The organism is Ciceribacter azotifigens (genome assembly GCF_048159625.1).
GTDB lineage: Bacteria > Pseudomonadota > Alphaproteobacteria > Rhizobiales > Rhizobiaceae > Allorhizobium > Allorhizobium azotifigens.
This window is the reverse complement of the sequence record NZ_JBLQTA010000003.1, coordinates 79,161-105,359: the sequence shown is the minus strand read 5'-3', so window position 1 is coordinate 105,359 and position 26,199 is coordinate 79,161. Positions and strand designations below refer to the sequence as shown.

The 26,199-nt window shown below is 62.4% G+C and carries 22 protein-coding genes and 1 tRNA gene; 7 read left to right on the top strand and 16 right to left on the bottom strand.

What is annotated here, in order from left to right; all coding sequences use genetic code 11:
- Window positions 1–215: 215 nt before the first annotated feature.
- Window positions 216–1,922: a long-chain fatty acid--CoA ligase gene (locus tag ACM6UT_RS05605; RefSeq protein ID WP_416796374.1), complete on the bottom strand. Its 1,707-nt coding sequence runs from the start codon at window positions 1,920–1,922 to the stop codon at window positions 216–218.
- Window positions 1,923–2,486: 564 nt separating this feature from the next.
- On the opposite strand from ACM6UT_RS05605, the gene ACM6UT_RS05600 reads away from it, so the two are divergent.
- Complete coding sequence (locus ACM6UT_RS05600; protein ID WP_416796373.1) at window positions 2,487–3,803, top strand: UDP-glucose dehydrogenase family protein; 1,317 nt, start codon at window positions 2,487–2,489, stop codon at window positions 3,801–3,803.
- A 67-nt stretch (window positions 3,804–3,870) separates the two neighbouring features.
- Here ACM6UT_RS05600 and ACM6UT_RS05595 read toward each other — a convergent pair whose 3' ends face one another.
- The 9 genes from ACM6UT_RS05595 to ACM6UT_RS05555 all read right to left on the bottom strand — a co-directional run bounded on the left by ACM6UT_RS05595 (window position 3,871) and on the right by ACM6UT_RS05555 (window position 15,182).
- Window positions 3,871–6,186 carry a polysaccharide biosynthesis tyrosine autokinase gene (locus ACM6UT_RS05595; RefSeq protein WP_416796372.1) on the bottom strand — a complete coding sequence of 772 codons (2,316 nt, stop codon included), beginning with the start codon at window positions 6,184–6,186 and terminating at the stop codon, window positions 3,871–3,873.
- A gap of 93 nt (window positions 6,187–6,279) precedes the next feature.
- Entirely contained in the window at window positions 6,280–7,185 is a 906-nt protein-coding gene (locus ACM6UT_RS05590; RefSeq protein WP_416796371.1) for a UTP--glucose-1-phosphate uridylyltransferase, read from the bottom strand.
- Between the two features lie 4 nt (window positions 7,186–7,189).
- Window positions 7,190–8,185 (bottom strand): glycosyltransferase family 2 protein, encoded by a 996-nt coding sequence (locus ACM6UT_RS05585; protein ID WP_416796370.1) that lies wholly within the window; start codon window positions 8,183–8,185, stop codon window positions 7,190–7,192.
- Entirely contained in the window at window positions 8,182–9,132 is a 951-nt protein-coding gene (locus ACM6UT_RS05580) for a glycosyltransferase family 2 protein (protein WP_416796369.1), read from the bottom strand. The genes ACM6UT_RS05585 and ACM6UT_RS05580 overlap by 4 nt, the downstream gene beginning before the upstream one ends.
- Window positions 9,129–10,151: a glycosyltransferase family 2 protein gene (locus tag ACM6UT_RS05575; RefSeq protein ID WP_416796368.1), complete on the bottom strand. Its 1,023-nt coding sequence runs from the start codon at window positions 10,149–10,151 to the stop codon at window positions 9,129–9,131. The genes ACM6UT_RS05580 and ACM6UT_RS05575 overlap by 4 nt, the downstream gene beginning before the upstream one ends.
- Window positions 10,148–11,359 (bottom strand): glycosyltransferase family protein, encoded by a 1,212-nt coding sequence (locus ACM6UT_RS05570; RefSeq protein ID WP_416796367.1) that lies wholly within the window; start codon window positions 11,357–11,359, stop codon window positions 10,148–10,150. The genes ACM6UT_RS05575 and ACM6UT_RS05570 overlap by 4 nt, the downstream gene beginning before the upstream one ends.
- 28 nt (window positions 11,360–11,387) lie before the next feature.
- Window positions 11,388–12,176 carry an endo-1,3-1,4-beta-glycanase ExoK gene (gene exoK / locus ACM6UT_RS05565; RefSeq protein ID WP_416796366.1) on the bottom strand — a complete coding sequence of 263 codons (789 nt, stop codon included), beginning with the start codon at window positions 12,174–12,176 and terminating at the stop codon, window positions 11,388–11,390.
- 16 nt (window positions 12,177–12,192) lie between these two features.
- Window positions 12,193–13,323: an acyltransferase family protein gene (locus tag ACM6UT_RS05560; protein ID WP_416796365.1), complete on the bottom strand. Its 1,131-nt coding sequence runs from the start codon at window positions 13,321–13,323 to the stop codon at window positions 12,193–12,195.
- 371 nt (window positions 13,324–13,694) lie between these two features.
- Window positions 13,695–15,182: a lipopolysaccharide biosynthesis protein gene (locus tag ACM6UT_RS05555; protein ID WP_416796364.1), complete on the bottom strand. Its 1,488-nt coding sequence runs from the start codon at window positions 15,180–15,182 to the stop codon at window positions 13,695–13,697.
- Window positions 15,183–15,306: 124 nt separating this feature from the next.
- Here ACM6UT_RS05555 and ACM6UT_RS05550 point away from each other — a divergent pair, with 124 nt between their 5' ends.
- Both ACM6UT_RS05550 and ACM6UT_RS05545 read left to right on the top strand, forming a co-directional pair.
- Window positions 15,307–16,281, top strand: coding sequence for a glycosyltransferase family 2 protein (locus ACM6UT_RS05550; RefSeq protein ID WP_416796363.1), 975 nt, complete (start codon window positions 15,307–15,309; stop codon window positions 16,279–16,281).
- 74 nt (window positions 16,282–16,355) lie between these two features.
- On the top strand, window positions 16,356–17,303 hold the full coding sequence (locus tag ACM6UT_RS05545) for a polysaccharide pyruvyl transferase family protein (RefSeq protein WP_416796362.1): 948 nt from the start codon (window positions 16,356–16,358) through the stop codon (window positions 17,301–17,303).
- On the opposite strand, the gene ACM6UT_RS05540 is transcribed toward ACM6UT_RS05545, so the two are convergent.
- Together ACM6UT_RS05540 and ACM6UT_RS05535 are read right to left on the bottom strand one after the other, a co-directional pair.
- Window positions 17,294–18,313: a glycosyltransferase family 2 protein gene (locus ACM6UT_RS05540; RefSeq protein ID WP_416796361.1), complete on the bottom strand. Its 1,020-nt coding sequence runs from the start codon at window positions 18,311–18,313 to the stop codon at window positions 17,294–17,296. The genes ACM6UT_RS05545 and ACM6UT_RS05540 overlap by 10 nt on opposite strands.
- 126 nt (window positions 18,314–18,439) lie before the next feature.
- A complete protein-coding gene (locus ACM6UT_RS05535) occupies window positions 18,440–18,712 on the bottom strand; it encodes an exopolysaccharide production repressor protein (RefSeq protein ID WP_416796360.1) in 273 nt (90 codons plus the stop codon).
- A 771-nt stretch (window positions 18,713–19,483) separates the two neighbouring features.
- On the opposite strand from ACM6UT_RS05535, the gene ACM6UT_RS05530 reads away from it, so the two are divergent.
- From ACM6UT_RS05530 to ACM6UT_RS05515, 4 genes are read left to right on the top strand one after another with little or no spacing between them, the layout of a single operon-like run.
- The gene (locus ACM6UT_RS05530; protein WP_416796359.1) at window positions 19,484–20,161 is read left to right on the top strand and encodes a sugar transferase; all 678 of its coding nucleotides are present in this window, start codon (window positions 19,484–19,486) and stop codon (window positions 20,159–20,161) included.
- A gap of 54 nt (window positions 20,162–20,215) precedes the next feature.
- Window positions 20,216–21,481, top strand: coding sequence for a polysaccharide biosynthesis/export family protein (locus ACM6UT_RS05525; protein WP_416796358.1), 1,266 nt, complete (start codon window positions 20,216–20,218; stop codon window positions 21,479–21,481).
- Window positions 21,482–21,488: 7 nt separating this feature from the next.
- Window positions 21,489–22,778, top strand: coding sequence for an O-antigen ligase family protein (locus tag ACM6UT_RS05520; protein WP_416796357.1), 1,290 nt, complete (start codon window positions 21,489–21,491; stop codon window positions 22,776–22,778).
- Between the two features lie 11 nt (window positions 22,779–22,789).
- Window positions 22,790–23,767 (top strand): acyltransferase family protein, encoded by a 978-nt coding sequence (locus tag ACM6UT_RS05515; protein WP_416796356.1) that lies wholly within the window; start codon window positions 22,790–22,792, stop codon window positions 23,765–23,767.
- 22 nt (window positions 23,768–23,789) lie between these two features.
- On the opposite strand, the gene ACM6UT_RS05510 is transcribed toward ACM6UT_RS05515, so the two are convergent.
- The 4 genes from ACM6UT_RS05510 to ACM6UT_RS05495 all read right to left on the bottom strand — a co-directional run bounded on the left by ACM6UT_RS05510 (window position 23,790) and on the right by ACM6UT_RS05495 (window position 26,052).
- Window positions 23,790–24,254: a DUF411 domain-containing protein gene (locus tag ACM6UT_RS05510; RefSeq protein WP_416796355.1), complete on the bottom strand. Its 465-nt coding sequence runs from the start codon at window positions 24,252–24,254 to the stop codon at window positions 23,790–23,792.
- Window positions 24,255–24,373: 119 nt separating this feature from the next.
- Window positions 24,374–24,916, bottom strand: a complete 543-nt coding sequence (locus tag ACM6UT_RS05505) for a hypothetical protein (RefSeq protein WP_416796354.1) — start codon at window positions 24,914–24,916, stop codon at window positions 24,374–24,376.
- A tRNA-Thr gene (locus tag ACM6UT_RS05500) sits at window positions 24,891–24,966 on the bottom strand. Before ACM6UT_RS05500 ends, ACM6UT_RS05505 begins: the two co-directional genes overlap by 26 nt.
- Window positions 24,967–25,092: 126 nt before the next feature.
- Complete coding sequence (locus ACM6UT_RS05495) at window positions 25,093–26,052, bottom strand: NAD(P)H-dependent flavin oxidoreductase (RefSeq protein ID WP_416796353.1); 960 nt, start codon at window positions 26,050–26,052, stop codon at window positions 25,093–25,095.
- Between the last annotated feature and the right edge of the window lie 147 nt (window positions 26,053–26,199).

The window sequence follows — 26,199 nt, the reverse complement described above, 5'->3', positions numbered from 1 at the left end:
GATGCGAGGGTAACCTGCAAATCCGAACACCACGCCAGAATCATGGAGCCGCAAGTGTCCTTCGGCTTTTCGGAAGCAGGACACTAGTCTGACGCCCATGAGCGATCAAGGCGGGTTCATGCGCGCTGGCCCCGGCCGGCGATATTCTGGAGTTGGGTGAGACCGATGCGGCACAGTTACGAACCGACGGCGCCGCCGTCGTCCGCGGACCTAGTTCAAGTGTTCGGACGCAGTTCTCGGCGCAAGATCTTGCCGACGTTCGACTTCGGCAATTCACTTCGGAATTCGATATAGCGCGGGCGCTTGTAATTGGTGAGGTTTGCAGTGAAATGCGCCTTCAGTGCTTCCTCCGTAAGGTCAGGGTCCTTCTTCACCACGAAGAGCTTGACGGCCTCGCCGGAGTGCTGGTCCGGGACGCCGACCGCTGCGCATTCCAGAACGCCCGGATGCATGGCCGCCACTTCTTCGATCTCGTTCGGATAGACATTAAAGCCTGAGACCAGGATCATGTCCTTCTTGCGGTCGACGATTTTCACATAGCCACGTTCGTCCATCACGCCCATGTCGCCGGAGCGGAAGAAGCCGTCGTCAGTCATGACCTTTGCCGTTTCCTCCGGCCGTTGCCAGTAGCCCGCCATGACCTGCGGACCGCGAATGCAGATTTCTCCGACATCGCCGACGGGCAGCGTCCTGCCGTCCTCGTCACGGATTTCGATCTCTGTCGAGGGAAGCGGCAGGCCGATCATGCCCGAGAATTCTCTGGAATCGAGCCGGTTGACGGTTGCCACCGGAGAGGTTTCCGAGAGACCGTAGCCTTCGCTGATCGGGCACCCGGTCATCTGGAGCCAGCGCTCGGCAACCGGCCGCTGCACCGCCATGCCGCCGCCGAGCACCAGTAGCAACGAGGAAAAATCGAGCTTCTGGAAGTCCGGATTGTTCATTAGCGCATTGAAGAGCGTGTTGAGGCCGGGGAAGACATGCGCCTTGTATTGCTGCAATTCCTTCACGAAGGCCGGAATGTCGCGCGGATTGGCGATCAGGATATTGTGGCTGCCGGTCGCGATCCCCATCAGCGAATTCACGGTAAGTGCGAAGATGTGATAGAGCGGCAGGGCGCAGATGAAGGTCATGACCTCCGGCCGCGGCCTGGTCGTAAAGATCGCCTCGAGCCACACCATGATCTGCTCCTTGTTGGAGAGCAGGTTCGCATGTGTGAGCGTGGCACCCTTCGAAACGCCGGTCGTGCCGCCCGTATACTGAAGGAAGGCAACATCGCTGCCCTTTATTTCCACGGGTTTCAGTGTCTGGCGGGCACCTTCGGCCAAAACCTGCCGGAAACTCTTGTGTTGCGGGATAGACCAGGCCGGCACCAGCTTCTTGACCTTGCGGACGACGAAGTTGACGATGTGGCCCTTGAGGCCCAGCATGTCGCCCATGGTCGCGACCACGACGTGCTTCAGTTGCAGGTGCGGCAGAACCTGCTCCACCGTATGGGCGAAGTTTTCCAGTACGAAGATCGCCTTAGCGCCGGAGTCCTTGAGCTGATGTTCGAGTTCGCGCGGCGTGTAGAGCGGGTTGACGTTGACGACGACGAAGCCCGCACGGAGAATGCCATAGACCGTTACGGGGTTCTGGAGGATGTTCGGCGTCATCACGGCGACGCGGTCGCCCTTGGCTAATCCTTGGGCCTGTAGCCAGGCGCCTATCTTGCGGGACTGAGCGTCCAGCTCGCGGAAGGTCATGCCGCGTCCCATGCTCGAAAAGGCAAGCCGGTCGGCATATTTGGCGCAGCTGCTTTCGAAAAGGGCTCCAAGCGAAGCATGCTCGAGCGGCGCAATTTCTGCCGGGACGCTTTCCGGATAGGAAGCAAGCCAAATCCTCTCCGCTGCGTGCCCACTGCGGCGGCTTGATACGTCCGACATGCTTTCCTCCCCGATCGCTTCTTACGCTTCGCCCTCGCGGGCGGCGCGCATTTCCTCCTCATTGCCCAACGGCGAGAGTATGCGTTTGATCTCGCCGTTCAAGACAGAACACGTCTATCTGACATTGACGTAAACGTCAACGAGGTGGGATGTTTCGCGCCTGACGTTATTCGTGTGGGTGGTCGTGTTTCCGGTGCAGATCGCGTCATCGTTGACGGAAGAATACGCGTGGTCCGTTTGTCCAGCGATGATATCAGGGGTCCCGGTCCCAATGGCATGTAGCGATTTGGGCTTAGGGTGCGTGCGGCGCGGCGGGCCTTGGTAGGCGCTTTTTTCTTTCGAATCCGTGAGGTTGGGCGGGCATGCGAACCCGCCCGCCCGTGCTAGCCCGGAAGGCTTATACTCCCGCGCTAATGCTTGGTTTTTCCGTCCGATTGCGCTAATCCAGAAGCCGTTCCGCCTTCCGGAACGTTTGTTTGCAGCCGGATTTGGTTGACCGTGCTGCCTTCCCGGCAATGTCGCATCCAGCGGCGTCCGGGTGGTTCTTTGCGAGTGGAGTGCATCTTGCGGATAGCGATCATTGGCACCGGCTATGTCGGTCTGGTTTCTGGAGTATGCCTGTCGGAATTCGGTCACGACGTGGTCTGCATCGACAAGGACGCGTCGAAGATTGCCCGGCTGAACAACGGCGAGGTTCCGATCTACGAACCGGGCCTTGAGGACATGATCGCCCGCAATGTCGCGGCCGGACGACTGCATTTCACGACGGAACTCGCCGGCCCCGTCGCGGATGCGGATGTGGTTTTCCTCGCCGTCGGCACACCGTCGCGCAAGAGCGACGGCCATGCGGATCTGAGCTATGTCTATTCAGCGACGCGCGAAGTGGCCGAGGCGCTGCGCGGTTTCACCGTTCTCGTCACCAAGTCGACGGTTCCGGTCGGCACCGGCGACCAGCTCGAGCGGATCATCGGCGAGGTCAACCCCGATGCCGACGTCGCCGTCGTCTCCAATCCGGAATTCCTGCGGGAAGGGGCGGCGATCGCCGACTTCATGGCCCCGGACCGGGTGGTGGTCGGATCAAACGATGATCGGGCCAAAGCGGTTATGGCCGAGGTCTATGCTCCGCTCGATTCCGAAAGGCATCCGGTGCTCTTTACCTCACGCCGCACGGCCGAGCTCACCAAATATGCGGCGAATGCCTTCCTCGCACTCAAGCTCGCCTACATCAACGAGATCGCCGATCTCTGCGAGGAGGTCGGGGCGAACGTCCAGGACGTTTCGCTGGGCATGGGGCTCGACAGCCGTATCGGCCGGAAGTTCCTGAATGCCGGCCCGGGTTATGGCGGCTCGTGCTTCCCGAAGGATACGCTGGCGCTCGTGAAGACCGCCCAGGATCACAACAAGCCGATCCGTCTCATCGAGACGATCGTCGGCATCAACGAGACGCGCAAGCGCGCCATGGCCCGCAAGGTCGAACGGGCGGTCGGCGGTGACGTCCGCGGCAGGACGATCGGCATCCTCGGGCTGACCTTCAAGCCGGATACCGACGACGTGCGGGAATCTCCGGCCTTGTCGATCGTCCAGGCTTTGCTCGACAAGGGCGCGCTGTTGCAGGCCTACGATCCGGAGGGCATGGAGGCGGCGCGCGAACTGATGCCCGAGATAGACTATCGCGACGATGCGGAAGGCGTGGCACGCGGGGCGGATGCGCTGGTGATCATTACTGAATGGGAAGAATTCCGTTCCCTCGACTTCCCGAAGCTGAAGGACCTGATGAATGCACCGGTCCTGGTCGACCTGCGAAACATATACTCGCCGGGGCACGTCGCCGACCATGGCTTCGTCTACGAAAGCGTCGGGCGTTCGGATCGCTATCGCTGAACCCCGGACGCAACACAGCCTCCGCCGAACATGTAGATGCGTGCGGCGGAGGCTGCCGTTCGTGTGATCAGTAGTATTTGTCGTACTCCCGCCGGAATTTCTCCTGCCCGCCGAAATCACTGTACTTGGCGAGCTGCGTCATGTCGGTCTTGTTGAGCAGCACGCCGAGAATCTTTGCAGCAATGTGCGGCTCGGCGGCGAGAAGGTCTGCGACCAGCCGGCTCGGCGTCTTGCCCCATTCGACAACATAGATGAAGCCGTCGGCGTGGGCCGAAAAGGCTTTCGCATCGACGACCGGTCCGACCGGCGCCAGATCGACGATGACGTAGTCGAATATCTGGCGAGCGTTTTCCAGAATGCTCGCCATGCCCGGCGAGGCGAGCAGCTCGTTTGTGTGGGGATGGGTGTCGCCGTTCGGGCGCGGGGCGACCGGAAGAACGGCGAGCTTGGACTGCTGGTCGACCCTGACTGCGTTCGTCCATGTGATGTCGCCGAGCACGGCTTCCACGAGGCCCGCCTTTGGAACGGGTTTCAGCATCCGGCTGAGCTTGGGATTGCGCAGATCCGCGTCGATCAGAAGCGTCTTTTTACCCGAAGCCGCGAGCAGTGCCGCGAAGTTTGCGGCAACCGTCGTCTTGCCTTCCCCGGGCATGGCCGACACGATGCCGATCACCCGGCTGGGACGACCCTGCAGCACGATGTCGGTCGCGAGCTTGGCGTTCCTCAATGTCTCCGCGAAAGCCGATCGCGGCGTGTCCAGCACGATGCGCGTCATGCGTTCGAGCGGCATGTGGGCCGGTGGCGGCGCGGGGCGTCCCCGTCGGCGGTCGAGCGCCGCACGCAGGCGCTGCAGAGGCGTTTCGGGCGTGGCGCCGACCAGCGGCAAATAACCTAGAGAGGTTTGGCCAAGCGTCGACCGGACGTCGCTTTCCAGCCGGAAATACCGTTCTCGCATCTCCTGGACGAAGGCGAGCGCGCCGCCGGCCATGAGGCCGAGCACGGCCGAAAGCGCCAGAACCAGGGTCTTCTTCGGGCTCGACGGAGAGACCGGCACGCCCGGCTCGGAGATCACGCGCGCCTCTGCGATCGGGAAGGACTGCTGCTGCGAGGCCTGCTCGTAGCGGTCGAGATAGGACTGGTAGAGCGACTTGAGCGCGGTCGCGCGCTGCTCCAGTTCCCTGAGCCGCACCATGGACTGGTTGGCTTCGGAGTTCTTGCCCGTCACACCCTCTATGCTCTTGCGAAGGGATTGCTCACGGGACTGCGTGACCTCGAATTCGTTGCGGTAGCGTTCCGTCAGTCGCTGCATCTCCTGAAAGATCTGCTGGGCGACATCGTCTTTCTCCGCCTTCAGGGCTACAGCCTGCGGATGGTCGGCGCCGAAGCTCGCGGTGATGTCCTTTTCCCGTCGCTCTATCGACAGATAGCGGGTGCGAAGATCCTGGATCACGGCGTTGTCGGAATCACCGGAAGCTGCTGTCGCATTCTTGACCGCGTTGTCGCGTCCCTGGTCGATGATCGCCTTGAACTGGTTGTAACGCGCCGAGGCGCGCGCCGCGTCGGCCTGGGCGATGATGAGCTGGCTATTGAGGTCGGAAAGCTGCTGTTCCGACATCAGCTCTCCGCGTGCCGAGGTTAGCCCGTTCTCCGCCTTGTAGCGCTCCGCCTCGAGAGAGGCTGCCTGCGCGCGCTCTCTCAGGCTGTCGAGACGCTCCTGAAGCCAGACGGATGCGCGCTCGGCTGCTTCGAAATTCGCGTTCAGCTGGTCGGCGAGATAGGCATCACTGTAGCCTTTGGCGACACGGGCGGCGAGCTGTGGGTCGGGCGACTGGTAGGAGAGTGCCACAACGGAGCTGCGGCCGACGCGTTCGACCGTGATCCCCTGCTGAAGAAGGGCGGCCGCCTTCTGCCGGGCGCCGGCGATCGCGGGGTCGTCGGCAGTCGCCGCGCTGAAGAGGCCGACGGAGCCGCGCAGCCAGGTCTTGACGACGGACGGCAGCGACTTCGGTGGATTGAGAATGGTCTCGTTTTCTGCGAGGCCGAGATCATCGACCACCCTCAGGGCGAGCTTGTTCGACTTCAGGATTTCCACCGCGCTCGAGATTTGTGTGTCCGCCTGCTGCTTGCCCTGTGCCGAGGTCTGCTCCTCCTGTGCAAACCGGGAAAGGTTTTCATCAAGGAGGATCTGCGTCATCGACGTGTAGATCGGTGTCGTGAAGACGAGATAGGCGATGCCGAGGACGACGAAGATCGCGGCGGTCAGCGTGATGATGCCCACCCTGCGAAGGACCGCCGCCAGCAGCCGGTCGAGGTCAATGAAGGAGTCGGAATCGTCCTTCTCGCGGGACAATACGCCGTTCAGGGGAATGGTTCGCTGGTGCATAGCTGCGCCTTCATCTGGTGTCGGGTGGGCGGCCCGGATCGCGTCCGGACCGCTCTCGTCGTCTTTCGCCGGCGACGCGCCGGCAGGTCGGCACTATGCAGCGCGGATACGGCCTTCGTGAGACAAGACCATGTCGCGGACGGAATCGAACACCAGCCCGCTGATATCGTCGCGCGCGAGGGCGAAGGCCACGTTGGCCTCGATGAAGCCGTGCTTGCAGCCGCAGTCGAAGGTACGCCCCTCGTAGGGATGGGCATAGAACGGCTGGCTTTCCGACAAGGTCACCATCGCGTCCGTCAGCTGAATTTCGTTGCCGGCACCTCGGGGTTGATGGGCGAGGATTCCGAAGATCTCAGGCTGAAGGATGTAGCGGCCGTTCAGGTAGTAGTTCGACGGGGCTGCACTCGGCTGGGGCTTCTCCACCATTTCGGTTACGGCAAAGCCGTGGGGCACGCCCGTCCCCTTGCCGACGATTCCGTATTTCGACGTGTCTTCCGGCGCACACTGCTCGACGCCGAGGATGTTGCCGCCTGCGGCGTGGTAGAGATCCATCAAGCCCGCCAGGCAGCCGCGGACGCCGTAGGAAATCATGTCTGGCAGCAACAGTGCGAAGGGTTCGTCGCCGACGAGTTCGCGGGCGCACCAGACCGCATGGCCGAGACCGAGCGGCGCCTGCTGGCGCGTGAAGCTTACCGAGCCTGCGGTCGGCAACATGTCGGCGAGTTCGGAGACCTGCGCCGTCTTGCCCGACCGGGTCAGCGAGGAGATCAGCTCCGGCGCATCATCGAAATGGTCCTCGATCGCCTGCTTGTTGCGGCCGGTGACGAAGATGATCTGCTCGATGCCGGCCTCGCGCGCCTCGTCAACCGCATACTGGACGACAGGACGGTCGACGATGGTCAGCATTTCCTTCGGCATCGCCTTCGTGGCGGGCAGAAAACGGGTTCCGTTACCCGCGACGGGGATTACGGCTTTCCTGACGGTCCTCACTGGGTCCATGGCACTATCCTTTGCTAGTGTGTGGGCCTGTTGCCCGGGGTGGATCTTTTCGCGGCGCTGAAGAGGGCGGGCCGATCAGTCGCCGCAGCCGCGCTGCAATCGGCATTCTCAGATGTCTGAGCGCCAGCGGATCGCGAAGTGCGGTGACGATGGCCGGAGCGACGGCTCCCTGCTTGAAATGGTCGATCAAAGCGAGGAAGGAGCGGGCTTGCTCCAGACTTCGTCTGCGCCGCTGCTGCGCCCTGAGGGTTGCCGTGTCGAGCGGATAGGACTGAACGAAGGCCGCGTCGGCTGCGAGCATGGCTTCGACGTGATGGCGCTTGAGAACGCTCGAGATCGAACCGTCCGTGAGATGATAGGCATAGCCGACACGGGGGTTAACGGCGCACCGGCCGCCGGCGGCGAGGGCTGATGCGAGCAGAATGTAGTCCTCGCCGATCTTCAGGCTCTCGTTGAAGCGCAGCCCGTGTCCTTCGAGGAAACTGCGCCTGAAGACGGGCTTCATGTAGCCGTAGTTATAGGTCGACTGGAAGAGCACATTCGAGGAGATGAAGGCTTCGAGTGTCATCCACGGCTGACGGGAGAGCTCGGCCGCGGGGAACATGGCGCGGCGCGCGCCCTGCGGCGAAACGATATCGAGATTGTCGACGATCACGTCGGCGCTCATCTCCTCCGCTTGGCGGACGAGACGGGAAAGACGGTCGCCGTAGATTGTGTCGTCGGCGTCGAGGACGGCGAGCCACCGGCCCGAGGCGGCGTCGAACGCCGTGTTGCGCGCCCCGCCCGGTCCCTTGTTGCGCTCGTGCGCGATCAGACGGACGCGGGGATCGTCGATCGCCAGGACGATCTCGCGGGTCGCGTCGCGGGAGCAGTCGTCGACGACGATGACCTCGACGCTGACATCGTCCTGCATCAGTGCACTCACCACCGCGCGCTCGATCGTCGCCTCGGCATTGAAGGCGGCGATCACGACAGTGACGTCACACGTCGGCTCGATCATGGGGTGCTCGCCTCCAGCTTTCCGTATTGATGAATGATGCGGGCGCCCGCCAGACCGGTGACGACGCCGGCATGCATAATGGCCCGCAGGAGATATCGGTTCCGCGGCACGGCAAGAGGCGCGAAGAGCAGTGCCGCGGCCGCGCAATAGCCGGACTTCGCGGCGGCGAGGGTGATCTGCAGCGGGCGCGCGGTTGCCGACGTGCCCTCCGCCAGAAGGCGGCCGTGGGTCTGACCCATGCGATAGCGCCGGACAGCAAGCCAGCCGAACCGCGCCCGCTGCTCCGGCACGGGTTCGAACACCAGCGCCACGGGCGAGAAGGCGATCTTGCCGCCGGCCCGGTTCATCTGCGTGAAATACGCAGTGTCCTCCCCGCCGCTCTTGCCGAGGGCGAGATTGAAGCGGCGTCCCGCGACGACCGGTGATCCGAGCCGCAGCAGGACATTGCAGGTATAGCCGGTGCGGATTTCACCGCCGACCCAGACCGGCCGGGTCGAATGGAAGTCCCCACGCCGCATCCAGCCCGGTGCGCGTTCGTCGTAACGTGCCGCGACGGGGCCGAGAACCGCATCGGCGCCGCTCGTTCGGGCTGTCGCAAGCAGGTTGGAGAGCCAGTATTCGGATGCAGTCTCGTCGTCATCGATGAAAGCGAGGTAGTCGCCAGTCGCCTCGTCGAGGCAAGCATTGCGCGCGATCGAGATGTTGCCGGCGGGGCAATGAACATAGGAAAGGTCGTATGGCAGCCGCCGTCTTATCCGTTCGACGAGCGGTTCTGCGCTCGGCTCTACGTCATTGTCGGCGACGATGACGCGAAGGGTGACACCTTCCGGGATATCGATGGTTGCGAGCGACAGCAGCGTTCTCTCGAGCGTCTGCCGCCGAAAGGTGCAGACGCCGATGTCGATCCGCGTTGCCGCCGCTGCTTCTATGGACTGAAGCTGTGTCATCGCGACATCTCCCCGCCCGTCGCCCGGACCGGCGTGCGATTGCGGGCCGCGATCACCTCGCGCCAGAAGCCGGCGGACCAAGCGAAATGCATGACCATCGCGGAGATGGCCGCGAGCGGTCCGTGCGGATTGCGGTCCCCGATCGCCAGCCAGGCGCCGTAGCCAAGGCAGGCGGCGGCCCACAGAGCAAACGGAATGGCGGCGGCGGCGTTGAAGACGGCGAGCGCTGCGCCGACGGTCACCGGAACAACTGAAAGCGGGATCATCTGGCGGATGCTCGGCCATGAGCGATGCTTCAGGAAGTTGCGTGCGCGGCCGCGGCCGTAGCCGAAATATTGCCGGTAGAGCGAGACCGGATTGGTCCGCGGATAGTAGACCATGCTGGTCTTGTCGGTCATCCAGATGCGGTATCCCGCCTGGTTCAGCCGATAGTCGAGCTCCGCATCCTCGTTATGGTTGAACGCCTCGTCGTAGCCGCCCATCTTGCGGAAGACGGCAATCTTCATCAGCGCGTGGTGACCGTGATCGGTCCAGTGGCTGGCGGCACCGATGCGGTGACGCGAACCGCCGTTGCCGAGACGCGAGTTCTGGGCAAGCGCCGTCGCCTTCTGGAACAGTCCGAACCCGACGGTCCGCATGCCGACCACGACGGAATCCGCTCCCGTGGTGAGTGCCTCGGCCACCAGCGTCTGGCAGTAGTCTTCCGGGTAGCCGCCATGGGCGTCGATGCGGATCAGATAGTCGCAATCAAGACCGTAGGTCGCGACCGCGAGATTGACCCCCGCACTCTGGATTTTTCCCGGGTTGGTGAGAAGTGTCACTTTGGGATTCTCGCGCTCGATCCTTTGGACGATCTCACGGGTTCCGTCTGTGCTGCCGCCGTCGGCGACGATGATCCGGGCGTCGAGGTCGGCGAGTGCCTTGTGCAAGTTGGCGATGACCGCTTCTATGTGCCCCGCCTCGTTGAGGCAGGGTATGGCGATGAGGCACCGCACCGGCTTCAGCTGTTCGCCCGTCATGATAGTCCTCCTTGATCGCGATAGGTTGGGGAACGGGTCACTGCCACGGTTGCAGCACCGTCCGTATTGGTCGAAAGCGTCGCGAGCCGTCTGACGAAGGCTTCACAGTCGTCGCGCCGCACGCTCCAGAGAGAAGGATGTTGTTTGGCCACGGCCTCGAAAGCGTGCCGATAGCTCTCTTCATCCATGCCTTCGAACAGCTCCTGAAGGCGGGAGCCATCAGCATCGGGAAGCACGAGCCCGATTTTCCTGTCCTCGAGGAAATGAGCCGTCTCCGTGCCGGCAAGGGCGATCGGTACCGCACCGTGGCGGCAACCTTCGTACAGGCGGTTCGGCAGCAGCCAGGTGGAGTTCTGGCCCTCCTCGAAGAAATCGATGGTCCAGACGAAGTCCACGCCGGCATAGATCGCCGGGAGATCCTCGGGGTTGCGGTAAGGACCTTCGAAGGTCATGTAGGGCTCTGCCGCGACGACATCGTCGAAGTCTTTCAACTCCGATCGCGCGGGGCGGCCGCGCAGGACGATCTCGACTCGTCCGCTCGTGACGCGTGAAAGCGTCGAGAGCATCGCCAGCGAACGGCTGCACCGCAGCGCCCCGAACCAGCCGACCCGCCACGGATCGCCCTTCCTGCGTTGCCGCGCCGGCGGCGGAGCGTCGTCCTCCTCCCCGAGCGCCAGGACCTGGTTTTGCAGGAGGAGAACGGGGAGGTCGAGCCCGGAAAGGGGGCGGAAATAGTTCTCGACGAAGGCCGGGGAACTGGTGATCAGAAGCTTTGCTTTTCGCCCGAGACGCGCTTCCGCACCGCGCAAAACGCGACCGACGAAATCGCCGCGGAGCAGGAGACGATGGATGTCGAGGCTCTCGTACACGATCGGAACACGGCCGCCGAAGGCCGTGACTGCCCGGTTGGCGACCGCGAGCATTTCGAGATTGCGTGCGATGATGACGTCCGGCCTGGCCACGTCACGAAGCTCCCGGCTGATGCTGATGCAGGCCTTTCCCACCGCGCCGAGACGTTGCGCGAAGCGGCCGTCGGCAGTGACGCCGAGTTCGATTGGCCGCAGACCCTCCACCGCTGCCAGCGCATTGTCGCCGCGGCGGAAGCCGGCAAGCGTTACCCGCGCGCCACCAGCCGACAGCATCAGCACCCGGCGACGAACGGCGGGGTCGGCGAGATCATGGACGAGGTAAAGCACGTGAAGCGTCATTGCATCCGTTCTCCAGGACAGGGGCGGTTCACTTCAGCTTGCAGACGAGAGAGCCCTCGAACTGGCACTTGTCGCCTGCGGCCGTGAATGCGACCTGTTCGATCTGCATCCGCGCCGGGCCGGAGAAAGCGAAATTGCCCATCCAGTCCTTGAGAGTGTCGGTGCCCCAGAGGCTCACGAAGATCTTCTGTGCGTTGACCGGCAGCTTTGTCGGATCCGTGACCTCGTGGGCCATTTCGCCGTTGACGAAGAAGCGCAACCGGTCCTTCTCCCAGACGAAGGCATAGTCGTTGAAGCCTGTGTCGGCGCCGCCGGGCACGTCGACCAGAGCCTCGTTGCCACCCTTGCGAGAGACGTACTGGTTGACCTGAACCTTCGACGTGTCCCTGCCGAGCACCTCGAAGTCGATTTCATCATGCGGCTTCTTGTCGGCGGGGCCGATATAGCTGAAGAAGGCGGAGTTCAGGCCAGGTCCGGTTGCCGCCTTCATCCGGATCTCGTAGGTCCCGTAGCCGTACCGCTTACGAGTCTGGATCTCGCCGCAGGCATAATCGCGGTCGCCGGTCTCCTTCTGGTCGAGCGTCAATGTCAGGAGCCCGCCTGCCACGGATACCTGCGACTTCGACCAGGTGCAGTTCTGGTGCGCACCGTTGTTCCAGCCGTCCGACACGAACCAGAACGAAGTATCGAGCTTGTCGAAGGTTTCGACGAAAGATGCCCCGGTCACGCCTTCCTGAGCACCGGCGGCGGTTGGCGCCAGTGCCAGGAGGCCGATGATTGCAAGGCGGTGGCATTCTGTCTTGCGGAGAAATGTCATCGTCTTTCACCTTTGCCTACGAAGAGTATTCGGAGCGGGAGGCCACGGCCTCGCTCGGCGGATAACGTCGCTCGCGGCCGCGGTCTGTCCGGTTGCCGGTGAGGATGGCGTGAAGCCCGGGAGTTGCGCGTTTCACAAGGCCGTGGGTCGTGGTCAGGAACACCAGCGTCAGCACCGGCGCCGTGAGATAGAAGAGTGGATAGGAAACCGAGCCCATCCGGTTCCAGGCCATCCATAGGAGGATGAGGAGTGGGTAGTGGCCGCAGAAGATCCAGAAGCTCAGGCCGCCGCCGGACGCGAGCCGGGTCCCGAAGCGGGTACGGACGAGGAGGCTCGACAGTGCCCAGGCGCCGAGAATGCCGGCAATTGCCGTGAGATTGCGCAACATTTCGAGCCATAGAGGATATTCGGGCCCGGTTGCGTAAAGTCCTGCCGCCAACAGCAGCGACGCCGCGCCGACGGCGAGCGTTATGGACATGGCGTGCTCGTCGAGACGCTTGATGTCGATCTGGTGAAGCGAGGCATAGATGCCGAGGCTGAAACCGAACAGGATCGACTTCTTCAGGAAGATCAGGTTCGGGACCGGCAGCACGGCATAGGCCAGGAACAAGGCCAGCGTGAGATGCGGAAAGCGCATGACAAGCTGTCCGAGAAGTGGAGAGAGCGCGATGCAGAGCAGCAGGTCGCGCAGGAAATAGAGCGGCAGGTTGATCGGCCAGTCCTGGACGGCAAAGGCGAGGCTCGCCAGTTCGTGCGGCGGGGCACCTGCGACGTCCGGAAGGTAGCCGACGGCAACGCCGTTTCTCTGGGCCGCGAAGACGAGGAGCAGAAAAGCGCTGTTCCAGATCATGAAAGGAAGAAGGACCGTCACCGCCTTGCTGCCGAGTACCCTGCGGTAGTCGAACTGCGTAAGGCCGCGGCGGAAAAGCAGATAGCCGGAGATCGCGCTGAGGCACGGAACACCGATCCGGAAGAGGCTGTCTCCGAGATAGACTCGCAGCCAATCCACGGTGCCATAGCTCCCGAGATAGGGACTTCTTTGCGGATCGTAAGGTATGTGGACGAAAACGATCCCTGCGATCAGCAGGAGCCGCATCAGATTGATCCGCGATGAGACGTTCGCGTCGACGTTCACGATGGCAGTCACCCCTATTGGGCCGCTCCCCCTAAGCAGCCGTTTCAACCAGAGCAGACTTGAGCCCGCATCCCTAAGCTAGGGGTGTGAAGAGGTAGAAAATATGGCAGTGCAGCGAGAAAACGCCGCCGATTATGTTGCGCTGCACAATTGTTCTGATGAGGTTCCCTGCCCAGGAAAGGTCTTGAACTCTTGAATATCGTCAAAAAACGCAGGATTGCAGACGGTTACGATAATCAACGATATGGTTGTACATCGGGGCAATAACGGCCGTTGGCAGCCAGATTTTTTCTTCGTGAGAAGCCCGGAAGGCCCGCACCGTCTCAATGACCGGGTCCCAATGGAATAGATCGTGCCCCAATTGAGGCACGCATCGCCGAATCCTATTCCGCGAGCGCCGCCGCCGGCTCTGCGGCGGGTGCGGTCTTGCGGGCAAGCGCCACAAGCGTCCGCAGCAGGGGCCGTTCGGTGAGCAGGATGAGAACCGCGTAAATCACGCCTCCGGCAAGGATACCAACCATCATCTGGAGCGCCGGATGGGGGACGAGGTGCCCGTAGGTATCAAGAAGCGCCCGCACCGCGACCGCCATGACGATCGAGGTGAACATGGGGCGACTCGCCTGGAGGAAACCGCGCAGGAACGGCTTGTCGTCGGCCCTGAAGACGATCCATGAGTAGCCGGCAAGGACGATTGCGTTGACGATACAGAGCGCGATCATCGCCTCGACCAGCGATCCCCGCAACGCTCCGGCCGCGACGGCGGCAGTGGTGACGGCCGCGCGCAGGAGCGCCCACCAGAAGAGGACGCCCCCACGGCCGATGCCCTTCAAATAGGGAATGAAGGTACTGCAGGGCGTAAGAATACCCTTGGATATGGCAAGCAGGCCGAGCACAGGCCAGGCATAAGCCCACTGTTCGCCGAACAGCACGCGCATTGCAGGTTCTGCGACCGCCCAGAGACCGAACATCATCGGGGCGAGCAGCACGGTCGTCACCTGCGTGCTCAGCATCAGCGCCTGTGACCGCCGTTCGCGATCATGCATCATCGAGCTGAAGGCCGGGAAGAGAACGCCCATGACCGCGGACAACACCACCTGGTTCGGAATGCTCGAGAATCGGTTGGCCGCGGAATAGGCCCCCGCATCCGCCAAACCGAGATGGCGGGAGATCACCACCATCGGCGACTGGAACGTAACGAAATTGGCGACCTCGGAGCCCATCATGCCGAGACTGAAACGGGTGAGCGCGAGCACGCGGCGAATGCTGAAGGCGAATCCCGGGCGATAGCCCGAGACGGCGTAGAGACCCCAGATGCGGATGAGGGCGGAGGAGAAGAGTTGTGCGACCAGCGCCCACACACCGACGCCCGCGAGCGCAAGCACCAGCGCGATCGCGGCGCCGAGCGACTCCGAGATCATGCTCCAGAGCGCGTCCTTGGAGAACTGCATGCGCCGGGCAAGAAGCGCATAGGCGACGTCGCCGCCGAGTTGCAGGGGAATCAGCAGACACATCGTCCGCAGGAGGTAGGCGGCCTCCGTGGCTCCCAACATGCCGGCAATGGGTTCCGCGTAGACATAGATGACGAAGGCCAGCAGCGCCGAAATCGCGAGATTTGTCCAGAAGACGGAGTGGACCGTGACTGCGTCCTCGTCCTCCTGGAGTATCAGTGCGGAGGCAAATCCGGCCCCGCCGATCATCGCGAGGAACTGAACGGCGGCGAGCGCGACGGCGACCGCGCCGAACTCGTCGGGTGACAGGATGCGGGCCAAAATCGGCACGGTGACAAACTTAAGCCCGAATGTCCCTGTCTTGGATAGGACGCTCCAGCCGACGTTACGGGTCACCGATTTCGCGTTCACTGCTGGGGGCATGACGACATCCTTTGTAGACGAACCAGCGAACGACGACGACAAAGACGTAAGCGCCGGGCGAGAGCCGCAACCTGTCTGGAGGAGGCCAGGCAACCTCTTTTAGGTAAACTGCAGGGGCAAAAAGATGGCGAAGTTTTCAGTTATCATTCCGTACTATCAGAAGGAGCCGGGCATTCTCAGACGCGCGCTCGGTTCTGTGTTTGCCCAGACCTACCGTGATTTCCATGTCATCGTGGTCGATGACCAGTCGCCCTATCCGGTCGCTGACGAGCTTGCACCGCTTCCCGCCGAAGCGCGCGACCGGATCACGGTCATCCGTCAGGCTAACGCTGGACCCGGCGGTGCGCGCAATACCGGCCTCGAGCATGTGCCGGGTGACGCCGACTTTGTCGCCTTTCTTGATTCCGACGATTTGTGGACGCCTGATCACCTGCAGAACGCCTTTGTGGCGATGACGCAGTTCGGAGCGGACTGTTATTTCGCCTCGATCACCGGCGGCGATGCCTTCTATTATCACTTCGGCATGGCAGAGCTCGAACGGAGCGAACGGGCGGTGCGCCTTTCCGACGATCCGCTGATGATCGAGCTGCCGGAACTGTCACGGGTCATGCTCAAGAACTGGAGCTTTCTACACTTGTCGTGCATGGTTCTAGGGCGGCCGCTCTTCGAGACCGTGCGCTTCGAGGCGGAACTGCGTCTCGCCGCTGAAGACGTCCTCTTCTTCTGCGATAGCGTGCTTGCCGCCCGTCGGACGGTCCTCTGCGATGCAGCCGGTGCGGTCCGCGGCGAGGGCGTCAATATCTTCCACAGCATCGACAACGACTCGCCGCAGTTCCTCAAGCAGCAGTTCAACACGTGGGTGGCGCTCGACACGCTCGAGGGCCGTTTTCAGGGGCGCCCGGACGAGGTCGCCTCCATCCGAAGCTACAAGCAAACGGCGCGAAGGCAGGCACTCTGGAGCCAGGCTCGCCTCGTCAAGCGACGCAAAGTCCCACAGGTCAGCCTGCTCGCACGATGGTTCTGGCGCGATCCCGCCATCCTGCAGAGTGTCATGCAGCTGGCGGTCGGTAAACTCGTTCGTCAGTCATCCGCCAATTGATTTCGAAATGTTTTCCGCCGTCCGGCGGGACCGCTTTCTCGCGGCCCCTGCGGCAACCTGGAGGATCAGATCAGATGCAGCCCTTCTACTGGCAATCGCAGTACGGCAATTTCGGCGACGACCTGAACCTGTGGCTATGGGATCACCTGCTCCCCGGCTTTCGTGATGTTCACCCCGACGTCCTGCTCGTCGGGGTCGGCACAGTCCTCGACTGCGCGCTGCTGCCGTCCGGAATACGCAAGCTCGTCGTCGGCAGCGGCTTCGGCTACGGGACCTTGCCGGACATGTCCGACGGAGACGAGTGGGACGTCCGCTGCGTGCGCGGACCGCTCACCGCCGAGGCCGCAGGCCTCCCTCTCGAAAAAGGCATTGTCGATCCGGCGGTCATGGTCGCCGACATGCCGGAGTTTCGCAATATCGAAAAGAAGCATCGCAAGAGCTTCGTGCCCCATTGGGAATCGGCCGTCGCCGGCTTGTGGCCGGCGATCTGCGAGACGGTAGGGCTCAACTATATCGATCCGCGCGGGGAAGCCGGGGAGGTGATCCGCGAGATTGCGGCATCCGAGATGGTGGTGGCCGAATCCATGCACGGCGCGATCCTTGGGGATGCGTTTCGAATCCCATGGGTTGCGGTGACGACGTCGCGCAGCATCAACAGCTTCAAGTGGCGGGATTGGGCCTCCACGCTCGGCGTTTCCTACCACCCTCGCCAGGTTCCCGTCTCCAGCCGCGCCGAGGCGATCATCAAGGGAGCGAGGTTCTGGGGCGTCGATTTCAGGGAAAATGTCCCCGCCGGAAGTGAGGTCCGTCGCTCCGATCTCGGCGATGTCGCCGTTCTCAATCGCGAGCCCCGCCAGACCTCACTGCGCACGGCGGCCAAGCATGCGCTCGCCGCTCCCTCGACGCTTGCACTCTGGCAGGCGAGCCGGGCGACGCCACAGATGAGCAGCGACGCGCTCCTGAGTGAACGCAAGGAACGGTTCGCGGCCGAACTCGAGCGGGTGCGCCGCGACTACCTCTGAGCGGAAACAGGTACCGCAGAGAGTAGGTAGCGCAGGCCCGGCGAGTCGCGGTGCCCTGCCGCGCCGATACCCGGCGGACGGCGGAACTGCTCCGTCTTGTCCGCGAGAATGCCGCCGGCAATGGCCGGAAGGGCCGCAGGGCGGGCGAACGCGTAGCGGAGCGCGGCGAACGCGCCCTCGTCCCTCTTGAGATCAAGGAAGCGGCGCAGGTCATATTTCGCCCGAACGTGCCGCTCATGCCGCCGGATCACGGCGACCATCCCGCCAGAAAGGGAGCTGTCGGCAAGGATTGCGCGGTCGGCTTCATAGAGACGGCGCAGATCCTCGGTGCGGTGACGCCCGCTGAGCGAGTCGCTCCGCACCACGGCACAGTAACCGCAAGCGTGAATCAGGCGATAGCGGGCCCCCTTTGCGAGGGCGCGCGCATAGAGTTCGTAATCCTCGCCCAGGCGAAGATCCTCGCGGTACCGCAGGTCATTGGACTCGAGGAAGGCGCGGCGCATCACCGGTTTCAGGAAGCCGATCTCGCCGCGACGTACCCCGCGTCTTGAAATATTGCCCTCAATGAAGCTCTCAAGATCGATCATCCGCGGTTGCGGATGAAAATCCGGTATCGTTGGAGGTGTGCCCGTCACGCGCGACTCCTCGATGAATGCGATATTGTCGGCGACGAAATCCCACCCATCCTCGGCGAGGAGCCTGCCGAACCGGCCCGGAAGGAAGAAATCGTCGGCGTCGAGAATGGCGATGAAGGGAGAGGATGAGCATGCGATCGCGGCGTTGCGTGCGGCGGCGGGCCCGCGGTTTCTCTCGAAGCGCAGGATTCGGAGCCGACCGCTGCCGTCGTCCGCCGTCTGTGCGGCCGTCGATGTAGCGTCGGTGGAGCCGTCATCGATGACGACGACCTCGGCGGTCTCGGGTTCCGCAAGGGCGGACGCGACGGCTCTTTCTATCGTTGTCGATGCATTCCTGGCCGCGATGACGACGCAGATGGCCTGTGTTTGAGGCATGCCACACTCCTGAACCGGTTGACGGGCGAGGTGAGCACTCGAAAGGCTCTACCGGAGAGTGGCGGACGATCATGACGCAAACAGGGCATGCGGCGGTTACGAGGCGACGCTGCGTTTCGTGGAAGCTCAGAGCTTGGAAGGGCCGGGATTGTTGAGACGCGAGACCGGGGTGCTCTTCGGTTTGTCGTCCGTCGCAGACGTTTCTAAGTCGGATTTGCGCTGCCGCGCCTCCTTGGCGACCAGATAAAGAACCGCCAGGAAATACCCGACCTGCAGCAATACGGCGCTCACTGCCGTCTGAATCAGGGTAGTGGTGAAGGAGCCGGTCAAGGCATAGGTGACCAGACCGAAAACGATCAGGACACCCACCATGCTCATCATGACACGAGGTCCATACATCTGGTCACCTCATATCCGAGTCGAGTGACGTAGTATTCATCGCCGGATCGCCTTCTCCTCTTAAGGCTCAAACGAATATATTGATCATCGCCCGTCGTTTCAACGTGCATGCCCTTGGAAAGTCGGGAATTCTCCCCTGTTCTGCAACATAGGCTCACGTCCTTTCGGTTGTGTTACGAGGTGGAGGTAAAAAGGCGCACATCCTCGTTTTGTTGCCTCAGATTCGCCACAGAGCAGCGCTGTGGCCTCTCAATTGAACGCTCGAAGCCCGCTTTGGTTGCATGAAATCGTATTTGTGACGCCGGGAGTTGCGCTACCAAGGCGGGAAATCAGTGCCTCTGCAATCACGTTTTGTTACAATTTTAGAAAGTTCGAATTGAAAAATGTGCGGCGCAACATAATGATGCGCCGCAAAAATATTCTTCAGCAGCGGCCGTTTTCCTGTGTTCCGGACGCCTCTGCCAGAATGCCGGGTGCCGGAACCTGTATACCGTAAGCCGCCGATTTCGGAATTTATGAATTAATATAATGTTACAGAGTATTAATGATCGGATCATCTCGTCCTCGGACGGGCGGAGACGATGGCTCTAGTTGGAAGGACCAGTAATCGGACCGACCGCGAGTGGCCGGCGAAGGGGGCACGGGGTTCGGAGGGAACCTTTTCCGGGTGCCGGTGGCGCAGCAAGACAAAATCTGACCACACACTCCGTCTTGGATACGGGTCGCGTCCCCAGGGACCGACCAATCGCCAACGTAAATGGAGTCATCTCTATGAAGTACGCGACTCGATCGGCCAGTTCGCCGTTGTTGCACACGCTTGAGGCCGGCACGCCGCCGGTTGGGGGGGTATCCAAGAGGGTTTTCGATATTGTCGCCGCCTCGGCGGCGCTGCTGCTTTTCAGCCCTCTTTTTCTTCTGATCGCGGCTCTCGTCAAATTCTCGGACGGCGGCCGGGTCTTCTACGGCCACCGCCGTGTCGGGCATAGTGGCCGGAGCTTCCACTGCCTGAAATTCCGAACCATGCGGGAGGATGCGGATCGGATATTGCAGGAGTATCTGCGAGACAATCCGGCCGCCTACGAGGAATGGCGCACCACCCGAAAGCTGCAAGACGATCCGCGGGTGACCGTTGTCGGCAGTGTGCTCCGCAAACTCAGTCTCGACGAGCTGCCGCAGCTCATCAACATCATCCGAGGTGAGATGAGCGTGGTCGGACCGCGCCCTGTCGTGGAAGAGGAGCTCGAACTCTATGAGGTCGCCGCCCAGTTCTATCTGCAAAGTCGTCCCGGTCTCACCGGCCTCTGGCAGGTCAGCGGCCGCAACGACGTCTCCTATGCTTCGCGCGTCGCGCTCGATTCTCACTATGTACAGAACTGGTCGCTCATTAACGACCTCATCATCGTAGGCCGAACGGTCCCCGCCGTCTGCCTGTCGCGCGGAAGCTACTGACGTCCGGCGGCCATGCCGCCGGACGAGACGACAGAAAAGAAAACGGGGTATCGCATGCATACTTTCATCTACCGCCGGACGTCGAAAGACGCCGGCTCGAGAGCTTTGGTTTGGCCGCTCGCCCTCTCGCTGTGCGCGGTTCTTGCCTTTCACGGCACGCTGCGCGCCGAAGAGTATCATCTCGGCGTCATGGACAAGCTGCGGGTCCGCGTCGCCGAGTGGCAGACGGCGGAAGGGGCTGTCCGGGACTGGTCGGCCGTCAGTGGCGATTACACGGTCGGCGCTTCGGGCAAGGTCTCGCTGCCCTTTCTCGGTGAACTCGCCGCATCCGGCAAGACGACCGAGGAAGTCTCCGCAGAGATCGGCGAAAAGATGCAGCAACTGTTCGGGCTGCGCGACCGTCCCTCCGCCTCCGTCGAGATCGCGCAGTACCGACCGATCTATATCTCCGGTGAGATTCAGTCTCCGGGACAGTACGCCTATGTGCCCGGTATGACCGTGTTGAAAGCCCTAAGTCTCGGAGGCGGAATGCGTCGTCCCGATCCGGGGCAGCGCGTCGCGCGCGACTATATCCGTTCCGAGGGAGATGCGTCGGTTCTTATCGCCGAACGTAACCGCCTGCTCGCACGCCGTGCCCGCCTGCAGGCGGAGATTGCGGACAAGGACAGCATCAGTCTGCCGAAGGAGCTCGAAGGTGTTCCCGAGGCAGATCAGTTGCTCGCCAGCGAAACAGCACTCATGAAGTCGCGCAACAAGCGCCTGACGCTGCAGCTGCAGGCGCTCGCCGATTTGAAGACCCTCCTGAACAGCGAAATCGAGTCGCTTGCAAAGAAGTCCGACACGCAGTCCAGGCAGCTGGAGCTCGTTCAGAGCGACCGGGAAAAGGTCTACAACCTGACCGAAAAGGGCTTGGCGGTCAGTTCCCGCCGCCTGTCGATCGAACAGCAGGTGACGGATCTTCAGGCCGGTCTGCTCGACATTGACACAGCCTCGCTCAAGGCGCGCCAGGACATCAACAAGGCCGGTCAGGACGAGACAAACCTGCGCAATGACTGGGATGCGCAACTTGCCCAGGAACTGCAGAACACCGAACGCGAGCTGGAAACCAACACACTGAAGCTCGGCACCAGCCGCGACCTGATGAGCGAGGCGCTGATGCAGTCGGCAGCCGAAGCGACATCCGCGAAGGAGACCGCGACGGTGACCTACGCGATCGTCCGCGAGGTGGATGGCAAGGCCCGGGAAATGACGGCCGATGAAAACACGCCTGTGCTTCCGGGCGATGTCGTCAAGGTCAACGTCGGGATCGCCATGAGATGAGGTGCGGATGAGGGTCGCGAAGTCCAGCCTGATCGGACCAGGTGAAAATGCACTTTACGGGACCGCGGCGGTTGCGCTCTCGTTCTTCGTTTTCGCCTATTCAGCGCGGTTCGGACAGATTTCCATCCTCTTCTATTACGGGCTGTGGTTGCCGCTGGCGCTGGTCGATTATCGGCGAGTGCTCGGCAACTACGTCCGGTACCTGTGGATCTTCGCCTTTGCGATCTTCGCCTGCCTTTCCGTCTTCTGGTCCGCGGCACCGGCCCAGACCGCCCGTACCGGCATCCAGTATCTCTCGCATGTGGTCTGCGCGCTGATTGCGATGCGTGTCATAGACCTGCGAACGCTCATCAAGGGTGCGATCGCCGGAATCGGACTGGTCCTCGTCTACTCACTGCTCTTCGGCGTCTACCACTATGACCCGCTCGACGGCTCCTACAGCTTCGTCGGCGCCTTCGCCTCGAAGAACCAGCTCGGCTTCTACGCCTCGCTCGGGGTCTATTTTGCCTTCGCTGCGGTCATCCTGCTGGCCGATGGAAAACTGTGGCTCCTTGCTGCTGCCACTGTCGGTCTGCTCTCTGCCTACTCGCTTGCCGCCTCGCAATCGGCAACGTCGGTACTGACCGGGGCGGTCGTCGTGGCGCTGGCGATGGTAGCGCGCGGGTTGCAGGGGCTTTCGCCGAGGCGGCGCAAGGGACTCTTCCTGGCGGTCGCAGCCTTTGCTCTCGTCGGCGTCCTTGCCTTCGTCTACGGCGACGGCTTTTCGCTCATTCTCGGCGCTTTCGGCAAGGATGCGACCCTCACCGGCCGGACCTATCTCTGGCAGCAGGGTATGGAGGCCGCCCGTCCCACCCCCTACTTCGGCGTCGGATATCAGGCCTACTGGGTCCAGGGCTTTTCGGAAGCTGAACGGTTATGGGAAGAGTTCTTCATCACCACCCGGACCGGTTTTCATTTTCACAACACCTTCATCGAGGCGACGGTGGAAACGGGTCTGGTCGGCGTTCTGCTGCTCATGCTCGTCCTTCTCGTGACGCTTGCCGGACATACATGGCAGATGCTTTCCCGTGCGGCAGGCCGGGAATCGGTGGTGCTGTTCGGGATATCGGCGCTGCTTGCCATGCGTGCCTTCGTGGAGATCGATATTCTGACCCCTTATCACGTCGGCTCCTTTCTACTCTATTTCTGCGCAGGCAGGCTGACACTGCGGCAGGTCTCCCAGCCGCGTCGGCGACCTGCCGCTCTTGTTCCGGTGCCGGTCCGGCCGGCTCCAGCGTATGGCGGGGTGGGCAGGTGAGGGAGGTGCCGTTGAACACGCTCTACGGGATTCAGTATCTGCGTGCCGCTGCGGCAATCGCCGTCGTGCTGTTTCACGCCGCCGAAAAGCTCGGTTACTCCTTCGCGATCGGTGCCGTCGGCGTCGATGTCTTCTTTGTCGTCAGCGGCTTCATCATGTGGGTGCTCGCCGAGCGCCGCAGCCCGACGCCGGCAAGCTTCCTACGCGGTCGTATTCGTCGGATCGTGCCGGTCTACTGGATGGCGACGGCGGTGATGATCGCGGGAGGTCTTGCCGGGCTCTTTCCAAATCTCCGGCTGAGTATCGGCCATGTCCTCGCCTCGTTTCTCTTCGTTCCGGCGCGCTCGCCGAGCAATGGCGAAATCTGGCCGGTTCTCGTGCAGGGATGGACGCTGAACTACGAGATGTTCTTCTACGTCGTCTTCGCGGCGGCACTCTTCCTGCCGAGGCGATGGCGATTTCTTGCGATCGGACTGCTGTTCGCGACGCTGGTTATCGTCGGTCAAATGGTCGAGAGCGACAACGTTTTCCTCCTCACCTATACCCGTCCCATTATTCTGGAGTTCGTGGCCGGCATGGCGATCGGGATGCTCTGGCTGCAGCGTCGCATGCCGGGGCGCTTGACGGGTATCCTGCTGATTGCCGCGGGCCTCGGCGGATTTGCCGTGATCCATCTGCTCGGATTGCCGTTCGACGCCTGGAACTGCGGTCCGCTGGCGACGGCGCTGGTCCTCGGTGTGGTGACGTTGGAGGCGCATGGCGCGGTCGCCCGGGCGGCCCTTCCCGCGTTTCTCGGTGACGCGTCGTATTCCATCTATCTCTGGCACACCTTCGCGATTTCGGTGGTTGCTAAGCTGGGTATGGCGGCCGGCATCCCGATGCCGGCCCTCATGGTTTCGGCCGTCGCAGCCGGTATTCTGGCCGGCGCGATCGGCTATGCGGTGCTGGAACGTCCGGCGACCCGCCTGTGGCGCCAGCCTGCCTGGTAACCGACGCCGGCGTGCGCTGCCGTCAGCCCTTCGACCCCGCCCGGAAGTAGATGGTCGGCTGCTTCGACGGGTCCTTGTAGACCGCATAGACTTCGAACGAGGCGCCGGGATCGTCGCCCATGCCGGGCGAGCCGGACGGCATGCCGGGAACGGTAAGCCCCGCAATGTCCGGCCGTTCGGAGAGGAGCCTGGCGAGTGCCTGCTCGGGGACATGGCCCTCGACGAAGTAGCCGCCGATCACGGCGGTATGGCAGGACTGCATGTCTTCCGGCACGCCGTAGCGCATCTTGACCGGCGTGAGATCCGGCTCGTCGATCGTTCGGATGCTGTAACCGGCGCGCTGCATGGCCTCGCCCCAGAGGTGGCAGCAGCCGCAATTGGGGTCCTTGTGGAGCGTAATGATCTCACCGGCTGCGAAAGCAGCATCGGCTACGACGAGTCCGCCTGCGGCGAGAACGGCGGTGCAAAGAAATTGTCTGCGGTTCATTGTCTTGTCCTAGATCTGGTCTGCCGGTGCGGCATCCTCCGCATCGCCGGCATCGAAAGCATGGGAAGCGGTCGAGAACGGCGCATGCCGAACGAAAACCGCCACGAGAAAAGATCGTGTCAGGCTTTCGGAGGCTCGGTCGGCGGCTTCACCGGCGTCCCGGTGGCGAGAACGTCGGCATCGGTCTTTTCGCTCCCTGGGCCGGCTGGGACGGCAGCGCTGGAGACATCAGCCAGAATCGCCGGAGCCGCGCAGGCAGCTTCGCATGAGCGGAGGTTCACGCAGTCCGGGCAGCTTCGGGACTGTTCCTTTGTGCAGCAATCGCCTTCGCCGGGAGCGGCCATTGCCATCGATGGGCCGTGCATGTGAGCGGACGCCGTTGGTGCTCCGGCCATTTCCCGAAATGCATCCGCGGCGAACCCAACGTCCACACGTGCCGGCCCGAGTGTGAGGACCAGCATGGCAAGAAACACGACAAGGCTGCGCCAGACAGATTGTGCCATGTCCTTAATCTGCCACGGACCGGCAAAAGCGGAAAGAAAATCCTCGGCGCTGATCTTTGGAAAAATGTCGCAGCGACATCGCCGGAGCACTACCGTGCTCTTCTGGCGGTTCGATTTCGAAGAAACAAGGAAATGGTGCCGCTTACGTGACTCGAACACGTGACCCCATCATTACGAATGATGTGCTCTACCGACTGAGCTAAAGCGGCCAAGGCGAACCGCGTTTGCCGCGGTTCGTCGATCTGTGCGCGCTGATACAAGCATCGCGCAGGAATTTCAAGCCGGGATTTTCTCCTCTCGGTGTTTTCCGTCTGGAGCCCGGCTTCCCGGCAGGGTCAGAGCGAGAGACGGCTGCGGGCCGCCTTGTACTCTTTCTCGAGCCGGTCCACGATGGTGGCAACCGGCTCGACCGCCTTCACCGCGCCGACCCCCTGGCCGCAGCCCCAGATGTCCTTCCAGGCCTTGGCGCCGGTGGTCGCCTTGTCGAAATCCATCTTCGACGGATCGGCGACCGGCAGGTTGTCCGGGTCCATGCCGGCAGCGACGATCGACGACTTCAGGTAGTTGCCATGGATACCGGTGAAATAGTTGGAATAGACGATGTCGTTGGCACGGGCCTCGACGATCGCCTGCTTGTAGGCGTCGGATGCCCGTGCCTCGGTCGTTGCGATGAAGGGGGAGCCGATATAGGCCATATCGGCGCCCATGGCCTGTGCGGCGAGAATGCCGCCGCCCGTGGCAATGGCTCCGGCGAGCAGCAGCGGCCCGTCGAACCATTCGCGGATTTCCTGTACCAGCGCAAAGGGCGAGAGCGTTCCCGCGTGGCCGCCGGCTCCCGCCGCGACGGCGATCAGGCCGTCGGCACCCTTGCGGATCGCCGAATTGGCATGGCGATTGTTGATGACGTCATGCAGTACGACGCCGCCGTAGGAATGCACGGCCGCGTTCACCTCGGGGACTGCCCCGAGCGAGGAAATGACGATCGGCACCTTGTACTTCACGCACATCATCAGGTCGTGCTCGAGCCGCTTGTTGGATGTGTGGACGATCTGGTTGACGGCGAAGGGTGCCGCCGGACGCTCCGGATGCGCTGCGTTGTAAGCTGAAAGATCCTCGGTCATCATGGCGAGCCATTCGTCGAGCTGGCTCTCCGGCCGTGCATTGAGCGCCGGAAAGGCACCGACGATGCCGGCCTTGCACTGCGCGAGCGTCAGTTCCGGATGCGAGATGATGAAGAGCGGCGAGGCGACCACCGGTATGCGGAGGTTCTCGGAAAGGACCGCGGGAAGTGCCATGAAAGACCTCGGTGTTTTTACGTTTACGCAAACGTCAATTTATTTAGCAGAGGATCGGGGAATGGAAAAGACCGTGTCCGCAGGTCAATTCGGACCCTGTCGCGCAGAGAATGCCAGCCGGTTGGTTTAGGCGCGGCCGGAGCCCGA

What these genes read in the sequence shown, in the direction of transcription:
- ACM6UT_RS05605 (WP_416796374.1), bottom strand. Translation starts at nt 1,922, where the DNA reads ATGTCGGACGTATCAAGCCGCCGCAGTGGGCACGCAGCGGAGAGGATT.
- ACM6UT_RS05595 (WP_416796372.1), bottom strand. Translation starts at nt 6,186, where the DNA reads ATGCACCAGCGAACCATTCCCCTGAACGGCGTATTGTCCCGCGAGAAG.
- ACM6UT_RS05590 (WP_416796371.1), bottom strand. Translation starts at nt 7,185, where the DNA reads ATGGACCCAGTGAGGACCGTCAGGAAAGCCGTAATCCCCGTCGCGGGT.
- ACM6UT_RS05585 (WP_416796370.1), bottom strand. Translation starts at nt 8,185, where the DNA reads ATGATCGAGCCGACGTGTGACGTCACTGTCGTGATCGCCGCCTTCAAT.
- ACM6UT_RS05580 (WP_416796369.1), bottom strand. Translation starts at nt 9,132, where the DNA reads ATGACACAGCTTCAGTCCATAGAAGCAGCGGCGGCAACGCGGATCGAC.
- ACM6UT_RS05575 (WP_416796368.1), bottom strand. Translation starts at nt 10,151, where the DNA reads ATGACGGGCGAACAGCTGAAGCCGGTGCGGTGCCTCATCGCCATACCC.
- ACM6UT_RS05570 (WP_416796367.1), bottom strand. Translation starts at nt 11,359, where the DNA reads ATGACGCTTCACGTGCTTTACCTCGTCCATGATCTCGCCGACCCCGCC.
- exoK (WP_416796366.1), bottom strand. Translation starts at nt 12,176, where the DNA reads ATGACATTTCTCCGCAAGACAGAATGCCACCGCCTTGCAATCATCGGC.
- ACM6UT_RS05555 (WP_416796364.1), bottom strand. Translation starts at nt 15,182, where the DNA reads ATGCCCCCAGCAGTGAACGCGAAATCGGTGACCCGTAACGTCGGCTGG.
- ACM6UT_RS05550 (WP_416796363.1), top strand. Translation starts at nt 15,307, where the DNA reads ATGGCGAAGTTTTCAGTTATCATTCCGTACTATCAGAAGGAGCCGGGC.
- ACM6UT_RS05545 (WP_416796362.1), top strand. Translation starts at nt 16,356, where the DNA reads ATGCAGCCCTTCTACTGGCAATCGCAGTACGGCAATTTCGGCGACGAC.
- ACM6UT_RS05540 (WP_416796361.1), bottom strand. Translation starts at nt 18,313, where the DNA reads ATGCCTCAAACACAGGCCATCTGCGTCGTCATCGCGGCCAGGAATGCA.
- ACM6UT_RS05535 (WP_416796360.1), bottom strand. Translation starts at nt 18,712, where the DNA reads ATGTATGGACCTCGTGTCATGATGAGCATGGTGGGTGTCCTGATCGTT.
- ACM6UT_RS05530 (WP_416796359.1), top strand. Translation starts at nt 19,484, where the DNA reads ATGAAGTACGCGACTCGATCGGCCAGTTCGCCGTTGTTGCACACGCTT.
- ACM6UT_RS05525 (WP_416796358.1), top strand. Translation starts at nt 20,216, where the DNA reads ATGCATACTTTCATCTACCGCCGGACGTCGAAAGACGCCGGCTCGAGA.
- ACM6UT_RS05520 (WP_416796357.1), top strand. Translation starts at nt 21,489, where the DNA reads ATGAGGGTCGCGAAGTCCAGCCTGATCGGACCAGGTGAAAATGCACTT.
- ACM6UT_RS05510 (WP_416796355.1), bottom strand. Translation starts at nt 24,254, where the DNA reads ATGAACCGCAGACAATTTCTTTGCACCGCCGTTCTCGCCGCAGGCGGA.
- ACM6UT_RS05495 (WP_416796353.1), bottom strand. Translation starts at nt 26,052, where the DNA reads ATGGCACTTCCCGCGGTCCTTTCCGAGAACCTCCGCATACCGGTGGTC.